The sequence below is a fragment of the Nocardia cyriacigeorgica genome, assembly GCF_005863245.1.
Taxonomy (GTDB): Bacteria; Actinomycetota; Actinomycetes; order Mycobacteriales; family Mycobacteriaceae; genus Nocardia; species Nocardia cyriacigeorgica_C.
In genome coordinates, this window is sequence record NZ_VBUT01000008.1 from 303666 (window position 1) to 328997 (window position 25332).

Below are 25332 nucleotides of genomic sequence, written 5' to 3' on the forward strand. Positions count from 1 at the left end.
GTGCACGGTACGGAGTTGGGTGGACCCAGCGCGCGGAAGCAGGAAACGCTGCATACCGAGGCGCGAACATCCGCGCCGGCCCGCTTCCCGCTCGCACCCGCGCAGCTGGGGGTCTGGTACGCACAGCTGCTCGATCCGCAGGTGCCGATCAATGTGGCGCAGTACGTCGACGTGCGTGGTGCGGTGGATGCCGAACTGTTGCAAGAGGTTTCGATCGAGGCGGCGCGCGAGTACGAATCGGTGCTCGTCCGGATCGGCGAATCCGACGGGGTGCCGTATCAGTGGGTCGATTCGGAGGCCTCGGTCGATATTCCGCTGATCGACTTCCGCTCACACCCCGATCCCATTGCCGCGGCGAACGAATGGATGCGGGCCGAATCCAGTACGCCGGTGGATCTGCTGCACGATCAGCTCTTCGCGGGCGCGCTGCTGCGGGTCGAGGACGACCGCCATTTCTGGTATCTACGCGCGCATCACATCATCCTCGACGGGTTCGGCGCGCTGACCAACACCATGCGGGTGGCCGAGCGCTACACCGCGCGGATGCTCGGACGCGAGCCGGAGCCGGTTTCGCCGGCCTCCCTGGCGACGCTGGTCGAGGGTGAGCACGCCTACCGCGACAGCTCCCGCTTCGGCACCGATCGCACGCACTGGGCCGAGCGGGTGGCCGGACTGGATGCACCGACCAGCCTCGACGGCCGGACCGCGCCGCGCGCCGCGTCCAACCTCATCGCCGGACGGCCGTTGCCCGAGGCGCTCACCGAGCGGTTGAACACCCTGGCCGCGAGCCAGGATTCGACGCCGGCGGTGGTGCTGCTGGCCGCCTTCGCCGCCTATCTCGGCCGGCTCACCGACCGTGACGACGCCGTGCTCAGCCTGCCGGTGACCGCCCGCACCACCGCGGTGATGCGCCGTTCGGCCGGCATGCTGTCCAACATCGTGCCCTTGCGGCTGTCCACCGGCGGCAGCTGGGGCGAGCTGCTGCACGCCACGCGGGTGGAGGTCGCGGGCGCGCTGCGGCATCAGCGCTACCGGGCCGAGGACATCCGCCGCGACGCCGAGCACGACGGGCTCCCGGCCCGGCGCGCCCTGTTCGGCCCGCTGGCCAACATCATGCTGTTCCGCAGCGACCTCACCCTCGGCACGGCGGCCGGCCAGTACCGCGTGCTGTCCACCGGTCCGGTGGAGGATCTGAGCCTCAACGTCTACTACGGCGAACGCGACCGGGTGCACGTCGACTTCGAGGCCAACCCCAACCTGTACGACGCCGACGACATCGCCCGCCACCACGCCCGCTTCATCGGCTACCTGGACCGGCTGCTCGCCACCGACCTGGACGTCGCGCTGGCCGCGGTGGAGGTCGCCACCGAGCTGGAGCTGGAGGTCAGCACCAAGATCTGGAACGCCACCGACCATCCGGTGGACCCGCGCGCCACGCTGGTGTCGATGTTCGAGGCGCAGGTGGCGCGCACCCCGGACGCGGTCGCCCTGCGCTTCGCCGGCACCCCCGACCTGACCTACGCGCAGCTCGCCGAATGGGCGAATCGGCTGGCCAGGGCGCTGATCGCGCGCGGGGTGGGGCCGGAGTCGCTGGTGGGGCTGCATATCCGGCGCTCACCGGACCTGGTGGTCGCCATGTACGCGGTGATCGCCGCGGGCGCCGCCTATGTGCCGCTGGATCCGGACCATCCGGCCGACCGCACCGCGCATATCGTCGCGACCGCGCGTCCGGCCTGTGTGCTCACCGCGGGGGACCGGCCGGATCTGGCCGACGCAGCGGTGCCGGTGCTCGAACTGGACGGGCTGGACGCCGACGTCCCCGCGGGCCCCGTCTGGGACCGGGAACGCCGTACCGCGCTGCGCCCGGACCATCCGGCTTACGTGATCTTCACCTCCGGCTCTACCGGTAAACCCAAGGGCGTGGTGGTCTCGCATGCGGCCATCGTGAATCGGCTGGTGTGGATGCAGAGCGCCTACCGGCTCGCCCCTGCCGATGTGGTGTTGCAGAAGACTCCGGCCACCTTCGATGTATCGGTCTGGGAATTCTTCTGGCCGTTGCAGATCGGCGCGACGCTGGTGCTGGCCCAGCCGGACGGGCACCGCGACCCCGCCTACCTGCGCGCGGTGATCGCCGAATACCACGTCACCACCGCACATTTCGTGCCGTCGATGCTCGAGGTCTTCCTGGCGCATCAGGACATGAGTGCCGTGACCTCGCTGCGCACGGTGTTCGCTTCCGGCGAGGCGCTACCCGCCTCGCTCGCCCAGCGGCTACGGGTGCTGACCGGCGCCCGGCTGCACAACCTGTACGGTCCGACCGAAGCGGCGGTGGACGTCACCTTCCACGAGGTGACCGACGCCGATACCGTTTCGGTGCCGATCGGCGCCCCGGTGTTCAACACCCGGGTCTACGCGCTGGATTCGCGGTTGCGTCCGGTACCGGTCGGGGCGCCGGGTGAGCTGTATCTGTCGGGGGTACAGCTCGCCCGGGGATATGCCGGCGCGCCCGGCTTGACGGCGGGCAGGTTCGTCGCCGACCCGTTCGCCGCGGACCCAGGGCAGCGGATGTACCGCACCGGTGATGTGGTGCGCTGGACGACCAACGGTGAACTGGAATATCTCGGTCGCACCGATTTCCAGGTCAAGCTGCGCGGGCTGCGGATCGAGCCGGGCGAGATCGAGGCCGTGCTCGCCACGGTGGACTCGGTGGTGCGGGCGGTGGTCGTGGTGCGCAATGACCACGGCGTCGGCGAACAGCTGGTGGCCTACGTTGTGGAGGCCGAACCGGACACGGTGACCCCGGAGCAGCTGCGGGCCGCCGCCGCGCGGGCGCTGCCCGGCTATATGGTGCCCGCCGCGTACGTGGTGCTGGACGCGCTGCCGGTCAATGCCTCCGGCAAATTGGACCGGGCCGCACTACCCGCACCGCAACGCGGCACCGCGGAGTACTCCGCGCCCGCGACGCCTGTGGAGCAGGCGGTGGCCGGGGTGTTCACCGAGCTGCTCGGACAGCAGCGGATCGGCCGCGACGACGACTTCTTCGCCCTCGGCGGCAACAGTCTCATCGCCACCCAGGTGGCGGCCCGGCTCGGCGCCGACCTCGGCTGCCGGCTCGGGGTGCGCGAACTGTTCGCGGCGTCCACGGTGGCGGGGCTGGCCGAGCTGATCGAGCAGCGTGCCGAGTCCGGTGCGCTCGCGCCGCTGTACGCGCGGCCGCGGCCGGAGTATGTGCCGCTCTCGCCCGCGCAGCAGCGGATCTGGTTCCTCAACCGGTTCGAGGGCGCGAGCGCGGGCTACAACATGCCGTTCGTGGTGCGGCTGCGCGGCGCTGTGGACCTGTCCGCGCTCGGTGCCGCGCTGGGCGACCTGGTCGAACGGCACGAGGTGCTGCGCACGGTCTTCCCGGCGACACCGCCCGGGGTGGACGCCGCCGGGTCGGCCGCCCACCAGGTGGTGCTGGAACCGGCACAATTCGAGGTGGCGGTCGAGACGATCGCGGCGGCCGATCTGGACCGTGAGCTGGCGGCGTTCGCGTCGGAGGGTTTCGATCTCGAGCGCGAGATACCGTTCCGCGCGCGCATTTTCGAGGTGGACGACGACAGCGTCGCCCTGGCCGTCGTCGTGCACCACGTCGCCGCGGACGGGCTCTCGCTGCGGGTCCTGGCGCGCGACGTGATGGGCGCCTACACCGCCCGCAGCGAAGGCGCCGCACCGGCAATGCCGCCTTTGACGGTGCAGTACGCCGACTACAGCATGTGGCAGCGCGAGCTGCTCGGCTCGGCCGCCGACCCGGCCGCACCGCTGGGACGTCAGCTGGACTTCTGGACCACCACGCTGGCCGGTGCCCCCGACCTGATCGAGCTCCCTGCCGATCGGCCGCGCCCGGCCGTCGCCTCCGCGCGCGGCGCCACCCACCGGTTCGAGATCCCCGCCGAGCTGTACACCGCGCTCACCGAAATCGCGCGCACGCACCAGGTATCGACGTTCATGGTGCTGCACGCCGGGTTCGCGGCGCTGCTGTCGCGGCTCGGCGGTGCCGACGACATCGTGATCGGCACTCCCGTCGCGGGCCGTGGTGACCGCGCCCTCGACGACCTGATCGGCATGTTCGTCAACACCCTGCCGCTGCGCGTCGTCATCGACCCCACCGGCACCGTCGAACGCCTGTTCGCCCAGGTCAAAGCGGCCGACCTGGCGGCCTTCGCACACGCCGACCTGCCGTTCGAGCAGCTCGTCGAAGCCATCAACCCGGCCCGGTCGCAAGCCCGCCACCCACTGTTCCAGGTGCTGTTCTCCTTCGACAACACGGGCGACATCAGCTTCGAACTCCCCGGTATCGCGGCGCGGACAAGTACCCTGGACACCGGCGTGACCAAGTTCGATCTGCAACTCACGGTCACCGATCGCCTCGGCGGGGCCGGACTCAGGGAAGGTCCGGCGCCGACCGGGGTGCCCGCCGAATTCACCTACGCTACCGATCTTTTCGACGCGGAAACCATCGCGGACTACGCGCGCCTGCTGCTGCGCGTGCTGCGGGGAATCGTCGCAGAAACCGGCCGCGCAGTAGCGGATATTCCACTGCTGGACGCTACCGAACAACGCCGCGTGCTCGCTGCGGGCGACGCGACGGCAGACCTTCCGCAGCGGCGCGCGATCGCCGGGCTGGGTCGAGTGCGGGTCGAGCGGTCGCCGAAACCCGCTGTTCCCGAGGGCCACACAGCCGCGACCGGCAGTGTCGGCGGCCACCGCGCCGAATTCCGCTACCCGCCAGAGGCTGTCGACGCGCCCGCTGCCGCCTCCATCGGCGCAGCTGCCGTCGCCGCACGGCTCGACGCCGCACCCGACGAGGCAGCATCGGTCGACGCCGCATCGGTCGACGCCGCATCAGCCGACGCAGCATCGGTCGACGCAGCGGCTGCCGCGGCTGCCGGCCCGGGCGAGACCGCCTGCGCCATCTCGGATATCGACGCCGACCTCGCCACTGCGATCACCGCTCATACCTGCGGCGCGCCGGTCTGGTCCGCGCACAACCAGATTCCTGACACGGTGGGCGAGTCCACCGTGCTCGACGCGTTCGCGCATCATGCCGAGCACATGCCGGATGCCGTCGCCGTCATCGACGGCGACCGGCAGCTGACCTACGCCGAACTCGCCGCACGCGTCAACCGGCTGGCGCGCCGCCTCATCGCCGCCGGTGTCGGCCCGGAAAGACTTGTTGCGCTGGGTATGCCACGCTCGGCCGACTTCGTGACCGCCGCGTACGCCGTGCTCACCGCCGGCGGCGGGTATGTGCCGCTCGATCCCGAGCAGCCTGCCGCGCGCATCGGGCAGGTGCTGGAGACGGCACATCCGGTGTGCGTGCTGGTCAGCTCATGCGACCCCTGGACCGCCACAGATGTTCCCGTGCTGACCGTCGACGACGAGCTCACGGAGTACCCGACCGCGCCGGTCACCGATGCGGAGCGGCTCGCGCCGCTGCGGTCGGCGCACACCGCCTACGTCATCTTCACCTCCGGCTCCACCGGACGTCCCAAGGGCGTGGCCGTGCAACACACGTCGGTGATCAACCAGATCGATTGGATCACCGCGGAATACGACATCACCGCCGACGATGTGATCCTGTTCAAGACGCCCGCCACCTTCGACGTCTCGGTGTGGGAGCTGTTCGCGCCGACGGCGGTGGGTGCCCGGCTGGTCGTCGCCGAACCCGGCGGGCACCGCGACGCCCGCTATCTGGCCGACACCATCGCGGCGCATCGGGTGACCATGACGTCCTTCGTGCCGTCGATGCTGACGGTCTTCGCCGAGACCGCGCCCGCCGAAGCGCTGGTCTCGCTGCGCACGGTGCTGGTGGCCGGTGAGGCCATGACCGGTGCGGCAGCCGCCGCGTTCGCCGCGGTGGGTTCCGCCGACCTGCACAACCTCTACGGGCCAACGGAATTCACCGTCCACGCCACCCACGCACCGGTATCGCCGCAGGTTGACGGTGCCGTGCCGATCGGGCGTCCGGTGGCGGGCAGTCAAGTGCTGGTGCTCGACGCGCGGCTGCGGCCGGTGCCCGACACCGTGGTGGGCGAGCTGTATCTGTCCGGTGTGCAGGTGGCGCGCGGCTACCACGGGCGTGCCGATCTGAGCGCGGCCCGCTTCGTCGCCAATCCGTACGGCCCCGCGGGTGCGCGCATGTACCGCACCGGCGACCTGGTGCGGCGCAACCGGGCGGGCGAGCTGGAATACCTGGGCCGCAGCGACTTCCAGGTCAAGTTGCGTGGCCAGCGCATCGAGCTCGGCGAGATCGAGGCGGCGTTGAGCGCGTGTCCCGAGGTGCGCGCGGCTGCCGTGCGGGTGTACCGGCACACCGCCGGTGAGCTGCTGGTGGCGTATGTGGTGACCAGCGGCGACGCGGACCCGGCGACAACGCTCGATTCCCGGCTGCGCGAGGTGCTGCCCTCGTACATGGTGCCCGGCGTCTACGTCCGCCTGGACGCCATGCCGCTGACCAGCTCCGGCAAGCTCGACCGCAAGGCGCTGCCCGATCCGGAACTGGCCGCCGCGACCTTCCGCGCGCCCGTCACCCGGGCCGAGCACACGGTGGCCGAGATCTTCGCGCAGACGCTCGGCGTCGAGCAGGTCGGCCTGGACGACGACTTCTTCGCCCTGGGCGGGAACTCGCTGGTCGCCACCCAGGTTTCCGCCCGCATCGCCGCCCTGCTCGATACCGATGTGCCGGTGCGGATGCTGTTCGAGTGCCCGACGGTCGGCGCGCTCGCCGCCCGGCTGGGCGAGGGCGACGGACGGTCCCGGCCCGCACTGATCGCGCGGGAGCGGCCCGAGACGGTGCCGCTGTCGTACGCGCAGCAGCGTATGTGGTTCCTCAACCAGTTCGACGCCGACTCGGTGGCCGACAACCTCACCGCCGCCGTCCGGTTGACGGGATCGCTCGATGCGGATGCGCTGCGCGCGGCCGTGACGGACGTCGTCGAGCGGCACGAATCGCTGCGCACCGCCTACCCAGCGGTCAACGGCGTCGCCTGCCAGCGGGTACTGCCCGCCGGGTCGGTCGCCCACCTGCGGTCCGACGAGATCACTCCCGACCGGCTCGACGAGCGGATCCGCGCCGAAGCCGCCACCCCGTTCCGGGTCGACCGTGAACCGCCGGTGCGCCTCACCCTGCTGCGCCTGGCCGCCGACGACCACGTCCTGGTCGTGTCGATCCATCACATCAGCGCCGACGGCTGGTCGATCGCCCCGCTCACCCGCGACCTCATGCGCGCCTACGCCGCCCGGTGCGGCGCGAGCGACCCGGACTGGGCGCCGCTGCCGGTGCAGTACGCCGATTACACGCTCTGGCAGCGTGAGGTGCTCGGCGCCGAGGACGACCCGGATTCGCTGCTGGCCGAGCAGGTCCGGTTCTGGTCGGCCGAGCTGGCGCAGCTGCCCGATGTGCTGGATCTTCCTGCCGACCGGCCCCGCCCGGCGGTCGCCTCCGGTCGCGGCGCACGGCACGCGTTCACCATCGACGCCGCCACGCACCGCGGCATCCGGGAGCTGGCGCGCCGCTCGAACGCCTCGCTGTTCATGGTCGTGCACGCCGCCTTCGCGGCCCTGCTGTCGCGCTTGACCGGCCGCGCCGATATCGCCCTCGGCACCCCGATCGCCGGTCGCGGGGATCAGGCGTTGGACGAGCTGGTCGGCATGTTCGTCAACACGCTGGTGCTTCGGTCGCAGGTGCGTTCCGATCGCAGCTTCGCCGAACTGCTCGAGACCGTTCGCGACGCCGATCTGCGGGCCTTCGCCCACGCCGACGTGCCGTTCGAGCGGCTGGTCGAGGTGGTGAACCCGCCGCGTTCGGCGGCCAGGCATCCGCTGTTCCAGGTGATGCTCGATGTGCAGAACACCGCGACCACCAGCCTGGAACTGGCGGGCGTAACGGCCATCCGACTCGATATCGACAGCGGGACAGCCAAATTCGATCTGCACCTGACGATCACCGAAACCGTCGACGGTGCGGACCCGGCCGGGCTGGACGCGGTCTTCGAATACGCGACCGACCTGTTCGACGCCGGCACCGTCGCCGCCTTCGCCGACCGGCTGCGGTTGCTGTTCGGCGCGGCGCTCGCCGACCCGCAGCGCCCGGTGGGTGATCTCGACGTGATGAGCCCCGCCGAGCGCGCCCGGGTACTCGATACCTGGAACGCCACCGCGGCTTCGGTGCCTGCGGGGGAGACGCTCGTGACGCTGTTCGAGGCGCAGGCCGCGCGCACCCCGGACGCGGTTGCGCTCGCATATCCCGTGGGCGGCTCGCACGGTGGATCGTCGTCGCGCGACCACCTCCGCTCATCGAGTAGTGCGGTGTCGGCCGAGCTGTCGTATGTCGCCGACCGCTCGTCGGATCGCGCTGTCGTGTCGGCTGATGCGTCGCACGGTCACCTCGGCTCGCGGGATGGCTCGGCGGTGTCGGCTGATCGGTTGCCTGGTCATCTCGGCTCGTCGGAGGGCTCGGCGGTGTCGGCTGATCGGTCGCCTGGTCACCTCGGCTCGCGGGAACGCTCCGCGGCGTCGGCAGATCGGTCGCATGGCGAGAGCTCGTCGGATGGCTACGCAGAGCCGGCCGCTGGCTCGCACGACGGCCACCGCTCACTGGACCGCGTTGCGCTGCCAGCTGATTTGCCGCGCTCCGCCCGCCGCTCGCCGGATCGCGGTCCGGTGGCGACCGACCACGGCCCCTCACCGCGGAGCTTCGCGACCCTCAGCTACTCCGAGTTCGCCGGCCGGGTGAATCGGCTGGCCCGGCTGCTGGTGTCGATCGGGGTGCGGCCCGACAGCAGGGTGGCGGTGGCGATGCCGCGCTCGCTGGACCAGGTGGTCGCGATGTATGCGGTGATCACCGCGGGTGGTGCGTATGTGCCGGTGGATCCGGAGCATCCGGCCGAGCGGATCGGGCATGTGCTGCGGACCGCGCGGCCGGTGTGTGTGCTGACCCGCTCCACCGACGGCCTTGACCTGCCGGTTTCCGATGGCGACGACGCGCGGCTGTGGGCGGTGCTCGACGTCGACCAGTTCGACACCTCCGACTACTCCGACGCGCCGCTGACCGACGCCGACCGCCTCGGCGCGCTCACCGCCGCGCATACGGCGTACGTGATCTTCACCTCGGGCTCGACCGGCAGGCCCAAGGGTGTGGCCGTGACGCACGCGGCGATCGTCAACCGGCTGGTGTGGATGCAGTCGGCCTATCGGCTGGATTCCACCGACCGGGTCTTGCAGAAGACGCCCGCCACCTTCGATGTCTCGGTGTGGGAGTTGTTCTGGCCCTTGCAGATCGGTGCCCGGCTGGTGCTGGCCGAACCCGACGGCCACCGTGATCCGGGGTACCTGGCCGAGGTCATCGACGCCGAGGCCATCACCGTGGCGCATTTCGTGCCGTCCATGCTGGCCGCGTTCGTCAGCTCGCCTGCGCTCGCGGTGCCCGGCCGTGGTGCGTCGCTGCGGATGGTGTTCGCCTCCGGTGAGGCGCTGCCCGCCGGGCCCGCACACCGACTGCGCGAACTGACCGGCGCGGCACTGCACAACCTGTACGGGCCGACGGAGGCCGCGGTCGACGTCACCTTCCACGAGGTGACCGAGGCCGACACCGTGTCGGTGCCGATCGGCGCGCCGGTGTTCAACACGCAGGTGTATGTGCTGGATGCGCGGTTGCATCCGGTCCCGGCAGGCGTCGCGGGTGAGCTGTATCTGGCCGGTGCGCAGCTGGCGCGCGGCTACGTCGGGCGCCCGGATCTCACGGCGGATCGTTTCGTCGCCAACCCCTTCGGGGCTGGTGAGCGGATGTACCGCACCGGCGACCTGGTGGCATGGAATGCGGACGGCGAACTGGAGTACCTGGGGCGCACCGATTTCCAGGTGAAGCTGCGTGGTCTGCGGATCGAGCTCGGTGAGATCGAAGCCGCGCTGGACGATCTCGGGGGTGTTGCCCGCTCGGCGGTCCTGCTGCGCGACGACTCCGCCGCCGGCGAACAGCTGGTCGGCTACCTGCTCGCGGAACCGGGATGCGATATCGACCTCGCCGCAGTCAAAGATGCACTGGCCGAGCGGCTTCCGTCCTATATGCGTCCTTCTGCCTTCGTGGTGCTCGATGCGTTCCCGGTCAATGCCTCCGGCAAGTTGGATCGCAAAGCCCTGCCTGCACCCGTCCACGAGGTTGCCGTGTTCCGGGCGCCGAGCACCGCCGCCGAACAGCTCGTGGCCGAAACCTTCGCCGCGGTGCTCGGAATCGAGCGGGTCGGTCTCGATGACGATTTCTTCGCCCGCGGCGGCAACTCGCTGAACGCGACGCAGGTCGTCGCCCGGGTGGCGGCCGCGTTGGACGCCGAGCTCGGGGTGCGGGAGCTGTTCGACGCACCCACCGTCGCCGCGTTCGCCGCCCGCGCCCAGGCCCGGCGCGGCACCCGGACCGCGCACCCGCTGGTGCGCCGGGAGCGCCCGGCGCGGATTCCGTTGTCGCCGGCGCAGCAGCGCATGTGGTTCCTCAACCGATTCCTCAGCGAGGACACGGGCGTCGGAGACGCGGTCGACAACATCCCGGTGGCGTTGCGGCTGACCGGCAGCCTGGACCGCGATGCCCTGGCCGCTGCCCTCGCGGACCTGGTCGAGCGTCACGAAACGCTGCGCACGATCTACCCGGACGGCCCCGACGGACCTGAGCAGCGCATCCTGCCTGCCCGCGCCACCACCACCGAGGCCGCCGCTGCAACCGCCACCGACCCCACCGCAGGTACCGGCTTGGTCCTGCGCACCGAGGCTGTCACCGCAGGCGAACTACCCGGGCGCCTCACCGACCTGGCCGCCGAACCCTTCGATCTGACCACCGAAACTCCGCTGCGCGCGGCCTTGTTCGTCATCGAACCCACCGACCACGTGCTGGCTCTGGTTTTGCACCACATCAGTGCCGACGGTTTCTCGCTCGGCCCGCTGGCCCGCGACCTGATGACGGCCTACACCGCTCGCCGCGACGGGCGCGCCCCCGAATGGGACGAGCTACCGGTGCAGTACGCCGACTACGCGCTCTGGCAACACGACCGCGCCGAGTCCGCGGGGCATCGCAGCGCGGTCGAGCACTGGCGCCGCACGCTCGACGGTCTACCCGAGCAGCTGGAACTGCCCACCGACCGGCCGCGTCCCGCCGTCACCAGCCATCGTGGCGAGACCTTCCGGCTGCACATCGACGCCGAACTGCACAGCGAGCTGCGCGAACTCGCCCGCAAACGCGAGACCACGCTGTTCGGCACCGTGCACGCGGCGCTGGCGGTGTTGCTCTCGCGGCTGTCCGGCAGTGCCGATATCCCCATCGGTACTCCGGTCGCCGGACGGGGTGCGGCCGAGCTGGACGGGCTGGTCGGCATGTTCGTCAACACGCTCGTCCTGCGCACCCACGTCGATACCAGGCAGCGCTTCGAGACCCTGCTCGACCAGGTGCGGGCCGCCGATCTGGACGCGCTGTCGCATGCCGAGGTGCCCTTCGATCAGCTGGTCGATGTGGTCGCGCCGACCCGCGCGCGCAACCGCCACCCGCTGTTCCAGGTGGCGCTGACGTTCCAGAACTTCACGCTGCCCGCACTGGAACTGCCCGAGCTGGCGGTGCGTCCACTCGAATTCGACGCCGGGGCAGCGAAATTCGATCTCCAGTTCACCGTCCGCGAATCCGACCCGGACGGCCGTGCCGACGGCATGGACATCGACATCACCTATGCCACAGACCTGTTCGACGCCGACACAGTCGCGGTGCTCGGCCGCCGCTTCACCCAGGTGCTTGCGGCCGTCGCCGCCGACGCGACCGTGGTGGTCGGCGATATCCAGGTGCTCTCCGCCGAGGAACAGCATCGTGCGCTCTACGAATGGCCGGTCACCGGCGACGATCGCGCGGCCGACGGCACACTCGCCGAGCGGTTCGCCCGCGCCGCGGCCCTCGACCCGGCGGCCGTCGCGGTGCGCGCCGAGCACCGCACCCTGACCTACGCCGAACTCGACGACTGGTCGAACCGGCTGGCGCGGCGGCTCATCGCTGCCGGAGTCGGCCCGGAAACGCTGGTCGCGGTGGCGCTGCCGCGCTCGGCGGAGCTGGTGGTGGCGCTGCTGGCCGTGGTCAAGGCCGGCGGCGGTTATCTGCCGATCGACCCGGCCTATCCGGCCGACCGCATCGAATACGTCCTCGACGACGCCCGGCCGGTGTGCGCGATCACCAGCGCGGCGACCGAACTCGCGCGCGGCTGGTTCGGCGGGCCCGTCATCGACGTCGCCCTCACCGATCCCGCCGATCCGGACAATGCCGATCAGGGCTATTGCGCGCCGATCAGCGACGCCGACCGTCGCGCACCGCTCGACCCGGCGGCGACCGCCTACGTCATCTACACCTCCGGCTCCACCGGACGGCCCAAGGGCGTCGTCGTCCCGCACCGCAATGTGCTGCGCCTGCTCGACAACACCCAGCGCCACTACGAGTTCGGACCCTCGGATGTGTGGACGCTGTTCCACTCCTATGCCTTCGACTTCTCGGTGTGGGAGCTGTGGGGTGCGCTGCTGCACGGCGGCACGCTCGTCGTCGTCGACTACTACACCTCGCGCTCGCCGCAGCAGTTCCGCGACCTGCTGGCCGCCGAAGGCGTGACGGTGCTGAATCAGACCCCGTCGGCGTTCTATCAGCTCGCTGCCGCCGACCTGGCCGAACCCGCCCGCGACGACCTCGCGCTGCGCTATGTGATCTTCGGTGGTGAAGCGCTGGAACCGCAGCGGCTGACCGGCTGGTTCGCGCGCTATCACCGCACCCCGCGACTGGTGAACATGTACGGCATCACCGAGACCACGGTGCACGTGTCCTACCGGCCGATCGAGGCCGGCACCGGCTCGGCCAGCGTCATCGGTGGTGCGCTGCCGGGTCTCGCGGTGCGGGTGCTCGACGACCGGCTGCGTCCGGTGCCGGTGGGCGTGCCCGGCGAAATCTATGTCTCCGGCGGTCAATTGGCGCGCGGCTACCTCGGCAGGCCGGCCCTCACCGCCGCCCGTTTCGTCGCCGACCCCTACGCCGACGACGGCTCCCTGGCCTACCGCTCCGGCGACCTCGCCCGCTGGACCGCCGACGGTGAACTGGAATACCTCGGCCGCGCCGACCAGCAGGTCAACCTGCGCGGGTTCCGGATCGAACTCGGCGAGATCGAGGCAGCGCTGCTGGACGAGGCGGCGCGGCTGGATGGAGTGGCGCTGGGCGACGGCGCTCGGCTGGACTACGCGGCCCCGCTGGACGAGGCGGCGCGCTTGGACCAGGTGTCGCGGCTGGGCGAGGTGACGCTGCCGTACGGGGGAGCAGTGCCGGATACGGCCGCGGTGCCGGACGGCATGACCTCGCGGGACGAGGCGCCGGTGCCGGTCGACGACGCGCGGCTGGACGAGGCGGCGCAGCAGGCCGGTGGCGCCGGGGTTGATGGGGAATCGCCGGTTGACCGTGTGGCGGGCGATCCGGGTAATGGCGTGGATCGTTCCGCCGCGCGCATGGCGCAGGCCGACCGGGCGGTGGTCCGGGAGGCGGCGGTCGTGGTGCGCACCGATCTGGCCGATGAGGCGCGGATCGTCGCGTACCTGGTGGCGCCGGGGGCGGTGGATCTCGTCGCGCTGCGGCAGGGGCTGGCTCGCAGGCTGCCGGAGCACATGGTGCCCGCGGCGATCGTGCGGGTGGAGCGGATTCCGTTGACGGTCAACGGGAAGCTGGATCGGGCGGCCCTGCCCGCGCCGGTGTTCGAGGGCACGGCCTATCGCAAGCCGTCGAGTCCGGCCGAGGAGATCGTGGCCGGGGTGTTCGCCGAGGTGCTCGGGCTCGGCACGGGCGCCGGACATCGCGTCGGCGCCGACGACGATTTCTTCGAGCTGGGCGGCAGTTCGCTGCTGGCGGCGAAGGCGGCGGCGCGGATCGGGGCGGCGTTCGGCCGCACGGTCGGGGTGCGTGCGCTGTTCGAGCATCCGCGGGTCACCGAACTGGCCGCGCTGGCAGGCGCCGATGAGACCGAGCCGAGTCGCCCGCCGCTCATCGCGGGTGCGCGTCCGGCGCGGCTGCCACTGTCCCCGGCGCAGCAGCGCATGTGGTTCCTCAACCGCTTCGACCGCGCCTCGACCGCCTACAACATTCCACTGGCATTGCGGCTGACCGGCGACCTCGACGTCGCCGCGCTGCGCGCCGCCGTCGGCGATGTGATCGGCAGGCACGAATCGCTGCGCACCCGGTACCCGGAGGTCGACGGCACCGCCGAACAGCTGATCGTGCCTGCGGCCGAGGCGATTCCGTCGGTCGAGCCGGAGCCGGTGACCGCGGCCGAGCTGCCCGCGCGGATCCGTGAGCTGGCCGAGACCACCTTCGACATCACCGCCGAGATCCCGGTGCGGATGCGGCTACTGCGATTGAGCGACACGGAGTTCGTCTTCGCCGCCGTGCTGCATCACATCGCCGCCGATGGTTCCTCGATCACTCCGTTCGTGCGTGACCTGATGGCGGCCTATGCGGCGCGGCTCCAGGAGTGCGCGCCGTGCTGGAATCCGCCCGCGGTGCAGTACGCCGATTACGCGCTGTGGCAGCACCGGCTGCTCGGCGCCGAGGACGACCCGCAGTCGATCGCGGCCAGGCAGCTCGCCTTCTGGAAGGACAGTCTGGCCGGGTTGCCCGATCAGCTGACCCTGCCCACCGACCGTCCGCGCCCGGCCAAGCAGAGCCTGCGCGGCGCGAAGATCGCCCGCACCGTGGACCCGGAGCTGCACGCGGCGCTGTCGGCCCTCGGCCGCCGCAACGGCGCCACGCTGTTCATGGTGGTGCACGCGGCCTTCGCCGCCTTGCTGGCTCGGCTGTCGGGCACCGGCGATATCGCGGTCGGCACGCCGGTCGCCGGTCGTGGTGCGGCCGAGCTCGACGACGTCATCGGCATGTTCGTCAATACGCTGGTGCTGCGCACCGCCGTCGACGGCGCCGAACCGTTCGACGCGCTGCTCACCCGCGCCCGCGAGGCCGATCTGGCCGCCCTCTCGCAGGCCGATGTGCCGTTCGAGCGGCTGGTCGAGGTGCTGAATCCGCGCCGTTCCACCGCGCGGCATCCGCTGTTCCAGGTGGGCTATTCGTTCCAGAACCATGAGCGCGGCGAACTGTGGTTGCCCGGGCTCGCCGTCAGCGAGATCGAGTTCGACAGCGGTACAGCACAATTCGACCTGCATCTGTTCGCGATCGATCGGTACACCACCGACGGCGCCGCGGCCGGCATGGAGCTGACCCTCGGTTACGCCACCGACCTGTTCGAATCCGGCACCGCCGAACGCATTCTCGGCCAGCTGCATCGCATCCTGGCCGCGGTCGCCGCTCGGCCGGAACTGCCGGTCGGCGAGATCGATCTGCTCGACGAGGACGATCACGCCAGGCTCGCGCGCTGGAACGAGACCGCGTACCCGGTGCCGGCCGTGACGCTGGCCGATCTCGCGGTGTTCGCGCCCGCCGAAACCGATCGGACTGCCCTCATCGACACGATCAGCGGCACGCACCTGCGTTACGGCGAGGTCGACGCGCGGGTGAATCGTCTTGCGCGCACGCTGATCGCCCACGGCGTCGGCCCCGAAACCACGGTCGTGCTGGCCATGCGCCGCTCGGTCGAGCTGGTGCTCGCCATGTACGCGGTGGTGCGGGCGGGCGGGGCGTATGTGCCGATCGACCCCGATCATCCGGTCGACCGCATCCGCCATATCGTCACGACGGCCGCGCCGGTGTGTGTGCTCACCACGCCCGCCGACGGTGTGCCGATCGAGACCGGCGTCCCGGTGCTCGAGGTCGACCGGCTCGACCTCGGCGCCGATGCCACACCCATCCGCGACGCCGACCGCCTTCGCCCGCTGCGGCCCGAGCATCCGGCGTACGTGATCTTCACCTCCGGCTCGACCGGTCTGCCGAAGGGCGTGACCGTCCCGCACGCCGCCGTGGTGAACCAGTTGATCTGGCTGCGCCGGTATTTCGGCCTCGGCCGCGACAACCGCGCCCTCCTCAAGACCCCCGCCACCTTCGACCTGTCGGTGTGGGAACTGTGGTCGCCGCTGACGACCGGCGGCACCCTCGTCATCACCGCGCCCGGCACCGAACGCGATCCGGATCGGTTGCGCGCCCTCATCGCCGAACACCAGGTCACGGTGCTGCACGCGGTGCCGTCGCTGATTGGCATGCTGGTGGCCGGCGGCCAGCCGCTGCCCCCGTCGCTGCGCCATGTGCTCGCCATCGGTGAGGCGCTGCCCGCGGCGACGGCTGCCGAATTCGCGGCGTGCGCGGTGCGGGCGGGGCATCCGGGAGTCGCTGAGATTGACGGGCGGCCGCCGACCGCCGTGCGCACGGAGCCCGTTGGGCCTGGTGTAGAGCCGGACGCTGCGGGGCCAGTGACTGCGTGGCCGGGGGCTGCTGGGTCGGCGGCTGCGGGGCTGGGCACCGCCGGGCCGGGTGTTGCGGGGCCGGAGGCCGGCGGCCGCGTTGTCGGGCCGGACGCTGCACCGACGTGGCTCCGGGCGGGTTCATCGGCGGTGGGTGCTCGCCTGTACAACCTCTACGGGCCGACCGAGGCGGCGGTCTCGATCACGGCGTATCCGGTGGCCGGCGAGCTGTCGCACACGGTGCCGATCGGGCGTCCGGTGTGGAACAGCAGCGTCCATGTGCTCGACGCTCGACTACGCCCGGTGCCGATCGGGGTGGCCGGGGAGCTGTATCTGTCCGGTGCGCAACTCGCTCGCGGCTACCACGGACGCCCCGGCCTGACCGCGGATCGGTTCGTCGCCGACCCGCACGGCGGCGGCGCGCGGATGTACCGCACCGGCGATATCGTCCGCAGGTTGCCCGACGGGAATCTCGAATACCTCGAGCGCGCGGATTTCCAGGTGCAGATCGGCGGGTTCCGGATCGAGCTCGGCGAGATCGAAGCGGCATTGCGCCGGGATCCGCGGGTGCGGGCGGCGGTTGCGGTCGCCCGGCGCGAGGTGAATTCGGGCGCCCGGCTGATTGCGTATGTTGCGGTACCACAATCCGATTCGGACCTGGGAGACCGTTTGCGGTCCGCCCTGGCCGCCGCGCTGCCGGCGTACATGGTGCCGTCGGTGATCATGGTGCTCGACGCTTTGCCGTTGAACGCCAATGGCAAGGTCGACCGGGCTCGGCTGCCGGAGCCGGTCTTCGCCGAGGCCGAATTCCGGGAGCCGACCGGTGAGCTCGAGCGGCTGGTGGCGGAGACGTTCGCCGAGATCATCGGCGCGCACACCGTCGGCGCGGATGATGATTTCTTCGCCCTCGGCGGCAATTCGCTGATGGCGACCAGGCTGACCGCACGGCTCGGCGCCGCGCTCGGCAGGCAGGTTCCGGTCGCCGCCGTATTCGAGGCGCCGACGGTGGCGGGGCTGGCCGCGGCGCTGGCATCGTCGGAGGGCGCGGCGCGTCCGCCGCTGCTGCCTCGCACCGGCACCGGTCCGGCTCGGCTTTCGCCCGCGCAGCAGCGCATGTGGGTGGTCAGCCGGCTGAACCCGGACTCGTCCGCCTACCACGTGCCCGCCGCATTGCGGCTGACCGGCGCACTCGATCTCGGCGCGCTCACCGCCGCGATCGGCGATGTGCTCGACCGGCACGAGGTGCTGCGCACCCGCTACCCGGATACCACGGCCGGGCCGATCCAGGCAGTGCTCGGCGCCGACGCGGTCGCGTTCGACCTGACGCCGAGGCCGGTGCCCGAGGACGCGCTCGCCGCCACCATCGACGAATTCGTCGCCACCGGCTTCGATATCACCGCAGTGCCGCCGGTGCGGGCCGCGCTGTTCCGGCTCACCGCCGACGACCACGTCCTTGTGGTGGTGCTGCACCACATCAGCGCCGACGGTTATTCCATCGCGCCGATGACGCGCGACCTGGTCACCGCGTACGTTGCCCGCGCCGCCGGCGAGGCGCCGGGCATGCCGCCGCTGGACATCCAGTACGGCGATTTCAGCGAATGGCAGCATGAGCTGCTCGGCGCGAGCGACGACCCGGACAGCCTGGCAGCCCGTCAGCTCGCCTACTGGACCGGCGAACTGCGCGACGCACCAGAGCTGCTCGCGCTGCCCACCGACAGGCCTCGGCCCGCCCGCCGCGAAATGCACGGCGACACCATCGAATTCGCTGTCGATGCCGACCGCATGGCCGCACTCGACGCCATCGCCCGCGCCAACGGCACCACGGTGTTCTCGCTGATCCACAGCGCCCTCGCGGTGCTGCTGGCGAAGCTGTCCGGCAGCACCGACATCGTCATCGGCGCGCCGGTGGCCGGCCGCGGTGAACGCGCCCTCGACGACCTCATCGGCATGTTCGTCAACACCGTCGCGCTGCGCACCGAGGTCGACCCCCGCACCCGCTTCGCCGACCTGCTCCGCGACACCGGCCGCCGCGACCTGCGCGCCCTCGCCAACGCCGACGTCCCGTTCGACCAGGTCGTCGACGCTCTCGGCCGCACCCGCTCGAGCAGCTACACCCCGCTGTTCCAGGTGATGTTCACCTACCAGAACATGCCGCACAGCGTGGTGAGGTTGCCCGGGCTCGAGGTGCGCCCGCTCGACCTCGGCCTCTCGGAAGCCAAGTTCGACCTGCACCTCACCGGCATCGAACGCCCCGGCCGCGCGGGCCTGGACTTCCGGTTCGGCTACGCCACCGACATCTTCGACGCCGCCACCGTCCGCCGCTTCGCCGAGCGGTTACTGCTGGTAGTCGATGCCATCGCCGCGGATCCGGGGGTGAGTGTGCGGGCGATCGATATTCGCACGGACGCCGAACGAGGGGGGCGTGCCGCGACGGCGCGAACCGCCGCACGGGGTATGTCTGCGGCCGGGACGTTCCCGGTCTCGGCGACGAACGGGTCGGCCGATCGGCGTGGTCCCGCGACGCGTGGTGGTGCGGATGGTCCGGTGACGCACAGCGCCGCCGACCAGCGGCGTCCTGCGGTGGGCGGTATCGCGGGAGAGCCGGCCGCGCATCCCCCGGCCGACCTCCCCGCTCTTGTCTCCGCCGCTGCCGCCGTCCAGCCGGACGGCATCGCCTTCACTCGCGGCGACAACACCGTCACCTTCGGGCAGCTCGCCGCGAAGATCGCCGCTGTCGGCAAGGCCATGGGCGCCGCCGCGAAACCGGACACGCTCATCAATGTCGCCCTCGCCGGACTCGTCCCCGGGGTCCTGGCCGCGCTCGGGGCCGCCGGATTGTCGGCAGCTACCGCGGATATGCGTGCGGCCGCCGAAGCCGTGATCTTGGGCGACCTCGCAGGGTCCCAGGCCGCGGCCCCCGAAGACGTAGCCCCCGCTGCCGTTTCCCCAGGCATCACTTGCCCCGCCGCCGCAACGCCCGGCGCCGGAGTGTCCGGTGCCGTGGTGCCTGGTGCCGCAGCGTCCGGTGCCGGAGTGTCCGGTGCCGCAGCGCCGGTCGCCGTCGTGCGCGATGCCGCAGCGCCGAGCGTCGCGGCCCCCGACACCGCGGCGCCCGAGGTTTCCGATGCCGCATTCCCAGGTTCCGCAGTGCCCGGCGCTGTCGTGCCTGGCGCCGGAGCGTCCGGTGCCGTGGCTCCCGACCCCGCAGCGCCTGACCAGGCACCCCCTGGCCCGGCGCACACCTCGCCCGCCGGGCTCGCGGCGAGCGGCGCGGCATGCACCACCTCGAACGTCGATTCGGAAGGAAACTGCTGATGACTCACGCGGATTCGATCGCGGCCGGTTCGATCGGCATGGACGGTGTCGCGGGTGATCTGGTCGCCCTGCGGCGCGCCTACGGCATCGACGATCTGCCGGGGCTCATTCATACGGTGGCCGAGATCGAACCCGAACGCACGGCCATCGCCCATGACGGGGTCGCGATCGGGTACGCGGAGCTGGCCGCCGAGCTGTCGGCGCTGGACGAGGCCATGGGCGGTGCGCTCGGTGCGGGCGAACTGTTGCCGATCGTGGTGTCCGGCCGGTTCCCGGCGCTGCTGGAATCCGGTGAGGGTGCACTCGGCGATCTCTTCGAACAGCTGCTGACCGACGCCGTCGTCGCCGCCGCACCCGCGCTGACGCCGCTCGCGCCCGCCGAGACCCTGATCAGCCTGTTCGAGGATCAGGTGCGCCGCACCCCGGACGCCATCGCCCTGGAGTTCGAGGGCACCACGCTCACCTACGCCGAGTTCAGCGCCCGCGTCGACGGTCTGGCCCGCCGCTTGCGTGAGTTCGGTGTCGGCCCGGATGTGCTGGTCGGGCTCGCCCTGCGCCGCTCGCTGGAACTGCTCGTCGGCATGTACGCGACGTTGAAGGCGGGCGGTGGATACGTCCCGATCGATCCGGATCATCCCGCCGACCGCATCGCCTACGTCCTCGATGTCGCCCGCCCGGCGGTCGTGCTGACCACCTCGACGGACCGGTCGATAGTCGATCCCGGCATGCGCACGCTGTGCCTCGACAGCGTGGATCTGCCCGTCGACCACGGCGGAGACACCGAAACTGCTTGGCCCGCAGTCTCTCCCGACAATATCGCGTACGTCATCTTCACCTCCGGCTCCACCGGCCGCCCGAAGGGTGTCGCGGTTTCTCATCGGGCGATCGTGGCGAATCTGCGCTGGCGGCAGCGGCTGTATCGGCTCGACGCCGGCGATGTGGTGGTGCAGAAGACGCCGTTCACGTTCGACGTGTCGGTGTGGGAGTTCTTCTGGCCGTTGCAGGTGGGGGCGCGGCTGGTGATCGCCCGGCCGGAGGGGCATCGGGATCCGGCGTATCTGGCGCGGTTGATCCGCGAATCCGGGGTGACGGTGGCGCATTTCGTGCCGTCGATGCTGGCGGTGTTCGTGGCCGAGCCCAATGTCGCCGAGTCCGTCGAGAGTATGCGGCTGGTCTTCGCCTCCGGTGAGGCCCTGCCCGCGGCGACCGCGGCGGCGTTCCGCGATATCAGCGGCGCCACCCTGCACAACCTGTATGGGCCCACCGAGGCGGCGGTCGACGTCACCGCGCACGAGGTGACCGGCGCCGACCGCGACAGTGTGCCCATCGGCACCGCCGCCGACGACACCGACCTGCTGGTCCTCGACGACAATCTGCGCCCCGTCCCCACCGGTGTGGTGGGCGAGCTGTACCTGGCGGGCGTGCAGCTGGCCCGCGGGTACCTCTCCCGACCGGGCCTGACCGCCGACCGTTTCGTCGCCAACCCCGAGGGCGCTCCCGGCGACCGCATGTACCGCACCGGCGATCTGGTGCGCTGGGCGCCGGGCAGCGACGGCGGCCCCGATGAATTGGAATACCTGGGCCGCATCGACTTCCAGGTCAAACTGCGCGGGCTGCGGATCGAACTGGGGGAGATCGAGGCGGCGCTGCTGGACCAGGACGAGGTCGCCCAAGCCGCTGCGGTCGTCCACCACTCGGCGCAAGGCGATCAATTGGTCGCCTACTTGGTCGCTGCGCGAAGCCTGGCCGCCGGAACTGATGGATCGAACGCCACAGTGCGACTGGGTGAATCGGTGGAAGTAGAGGGTCGTCGCCGCTCGGTCCCAATCGACACCGTGGACCCCGATCGCGAGGCCGTGTCGCTCGATTCCGCCGGTACGCTGGGATCGGTCGAGCGGCTGGATTCCGCCGAGGCGGTAGATCTCTCCGCCCCGCTCGACCCGTCCGCGCTGCTCGACGCGCTCCGCAAGCGGCTACCGGACTACATGGTCCCGGCCAGGCTCATCGTCCTCGACGAGATGCCGCTGAACCCGAACGGCAAACTGGACCGCCGCGCCTTGCCCGAACCGGATTTCACCACGGCCGCAGCCGAATACCGCGAACCATCCACCGACGCCGAACGCGCCGTCGCCGCCATATTCGCCGACCTGCTCGGCCGCGACCGCATCGGCGCCGATGACGATTTCTTCGCCCTCGGCGGCAACTCGCTCATCGCCACCCGCGCCCTCGCCCGCATCGGCGCGGCCCTCGACATCACCGTCGATGTGCGCGATTTCTTCGACAATCCGACTCCGGCGGGCCTGGCGGCCCTCGCCCGGGGCGACGTCGGGGCGACGGCTGGTCCAGCAGGCACCGAGACACTCGCGCGAGGCGACGCCCTCGCGTCCGCCGCAGGCGATCTCGCGCCGTTGCCCACCTCCGTGCCCGGCCGTTCCGACGCCGAGGGCAGCTCTGCGACGTCCACCCGGTCGGCGTCCGGCGACGGGATCGACGGGGCTTCCGGGGACCTGCCCGCGCCACCGTGGCTCGGTTCCGACGGCTCGATCGGCTCGGCGGATGCCCCGGCGGGCGGAGCGGCCGGAGTCGACGGCAGGTCCACAGCTGCGGCGCGTAGCACCCGAACCGGGTGGATGTCCCGGGCCGCGCTGGTAGCAGGCCCACGCCCGAACCGGATTCCGCTGTCCCCGGCGCAGCGGCGGATGTGGTTCCTCAACCAGTTCGCCGTCGAATCCGGCGGTGCGACAGCGGCGGTCGACAACATCCCGGTCGCGTTGCGTCTGCGTGGTGAGCTGGATATTCCGGCGCTCTCGGCCGCCGTCACCGATCTCCTGGGCCGCCATGAGGTCTTGCGCACGCTCTACCCCAGGTACGAGGACGGCCCCGTTCAGAAGGTGCGCCCGGTCGCCGCCGTCGACCTCGTCCCGGACCCGGTGGCCGATATCGCGGCGGCTGTGCGGGAGACCGCCGGCACCGGATTCGATGTGGCCGAACAGGTCCCGGTGCGCATCCGGCTGCTGCGTGCCGCGGCCGACGACCACACGCTGGTGCTGGTGGTGCACCATATCGCCGCCGACGGCGTGTCCATGGGCCCGCTCATGCGCGATCTGATCACGGCGTATGCGGCCCGCCGCGAGGGTCACGCACCGCAGTGGGCGCCGCTCGCGGTGCAGTACGCCGACTACGCGCTGTGGCAGCAGCAGGTGCTCGGTGATGAAGCCGACCCCGCATCCCTGGCTGCCCGCGAGCTCGAGTTCTGGACCGCCGAACTCGCCGAGCTGCCCGCTCAGCTCGATCTTCCGGCGGATCGCCCGCGCCCGGAGCAGGCCTCCTACCGGGGCGCGGTGCACGAATTCGCGATCGATGCCGAGCTGCGCGCCGCCATCGACCGCCTCGCCGCCGAGACCCGGTCGACGCCGTTCATGGTGCTGCATGCCGCGCTCGCCGCCCTGCTGGCCCGCCTGTCCGGCACCACCGATATCGCCATCGGCACCCCGGTGGCGGGTCGCGGAGCAGCCGAACTGGACGACCTGGTCGGCATGTTCGTCAACACCCTGGTCCTGCGCACCGATGTGCCCGCCGCCGCGACCTTCACCGACCTGCTCGCCCATACCCGCGATCGCGACCTGCGCGCCTTCGCCCACGGTGACGTCCCGTTCGAGCGGCTGGTGGAGGTGCTGAACCCGGCCCGCTCGCAGGCGCGGCATCCGCTGTTCCAGGTGGCGCTGTTCATGCAGAACCTCGGCCCGCTCGCGCTGGAACTGCCAGGACTCACCGCCGAGACGGTGGACTTCGGCGCCGAGTTCGCCAAGTTCGACCTGCAACTCACCATCTCGGACGCCGACGGCGGCTACCGCGCCGAATTCACCTACGCCACCGACCTGTTCGATGCGCCGACGGTCCGCGAATTCGCCGCGAAGTTCCTGCGCGTGCTCGGCGCCGCCGTCACCGCTCCCGCCACTCCCGTCGGCGATATAGACCTGCTCGACGCCGGCGAACTGGACTACGTCACCGCGAGCTGGAATGCCAGCGGCCACAAGGTGGCCGACCGTTTCCTGCACGAGGGTTTCGACAAGCAGGTGCGTCGCAGCCCGAACGCGATCGCCGTGGTGGCCGAGGACCCGGTGCCCGTCGAACTGACGTACGCGCAGCTGTCCGAGCGGGTCAACCGGCTGGCCCGGTTCCTGATCGGCACCGGCGTCGGCCCGGAATCGCTGGTGGTGCTGGCCATGCCGCGCTCGGTGGAGCTGGTGGTCGCCATGTACGCGGTGGCGCGGGCGGGCGGTGCGTATGTGCCGGTGGATCCGGCGCACCCGGTCGAGCGCATCGGCCACATCCTCGACACGGCGCGGCCGCATTGTGTCTTGAGCACGCGGGCGGCGGGATTCGCCGCCGCCACCGAAGCGCCCGTGCACCTGCTCGACGCACTGGACCTGTCCGGGGTGCCGGCGACCGCCATCACCGAGTCCGAGCGCCGGTCCCCACTGCGCCCCGACCATCCGGCGTACGTCATCTTCACCTCCGGTTCCACCGGCAAACCCAAGGGCGTGGCGGTGCCGCATCGCGCCATCGCCAACCAGCTGGCCTGGATGGAGCACGAGTACCGGCCGCGTACCGGCGACGTGTATCTGCAGAAGACCGCGACCACCTTCGACGTTTCGCTGTGGGGCTACTTCCTGCCGCTGCGCACGGGCGCGACCCTGCTGCTCGCCGCCCCCGACGGGCACCGCGACCCCCGCTACATCGCCGAGACCATCGCGCGCCATGGCGTCACCCTGACCGACTTCGTGCCGTCCATGCTGACGGTGTTCGCCGCCCACGCCCGGCGCGAGGAGCTGGACACGCTGCGCGATGTCTTCGTCATCGGTGAGGCGTTGCCGCCGGAAACCGTCGCGGCGTTCCATGCGGTGAGCGAGGCCGGGCTGCACAACCTCTACGGCCCGACCGAGGCCGCCGTCTCGATCACCTATCGCGAGGTCACCGAGGCCGACGCGCCGCTGGTGCCGATCGGTGAACCGGAATGGAATTCGCAGGTCTACGTGCTGGATTCGCGGTTGCATCCGGTACCGATCGGGGTGCCGGGGGAGCTGTATCTGGCGGGTGAGCAGCTGGCGCGCGGCTATTACGGGCGCGTCGACCTCACCGCGGACCGGTTTGTGGCCAACCCGTTCGAGTTCGACGGCGCGCGCATGTATCGCACCGGCGATCTGGTGCGCTGGACCGCCGACGGGGAACTGGTGTACCTGGGGCGGGCCGATTTCCAGGTGAAGTTCCGTGGCCAGCGGATCGAACTCGCCGAGATCGAGAGCGCATTGCTGGCCGATCCGCGGGTGAGCCAGGCGGCGGCGCGGTTGATCAGCGGTGCGGAGGGCGACTTCCTCGCCGGATATGTCATCCGCGCGGTGGGCGCCGAGCTGGATGTCACGGAGTTGAAAGAGTCGCTGTTCCAGCGGCTGCCCGCGTACATGGTGCCGACCGCGGTGGTCGAGCTGGCCGAGTTCCCGCTCAATACCAGCGGCAAGCTCGATCGCAAGGCGCTGCCGGTGCCGATGTTGCAGACGGTGCGTTTCCGTGCGCCGGTCGACGCCGACC

Annotated in this window: 2 protein-coding genes (1 of these 2 cut by a window edge); both read left to right on the forward strand. The window is 71.1% G+C overall.

Features of this window, described 5'->3' with window-relative positions:
• Positions 1–19743 (forward strand): non-ribosomal peptide synthase/polyketide synthase, encoded by a 19743-nt coding sequence (locus tag FEK34_RS30930; RefSeq protein ID WP_249359473.1) that lies wholly within the window; start codon positions 1–3, stop codon positions 19741–19743.
• Positions 19743–25332, forward strand: partial view of a non-ribosomal peptide synthase/polyketide synthase gene (locus FEK34_RS30935; protein WP_249359475.1) — the beginning only. Its footprint extends 21173 nt past the window's final position; the window shows 5590 of its 26763 coding nt (coding positions 1–5590); the start codon lies at positions 19743–19745; its stop codon lies beyond the right edge, outside the window. The genes FEK34_RS30930 and FEK34_RS30935 overlap by 1 nt, the downstream gene beginning before the upstream one ends.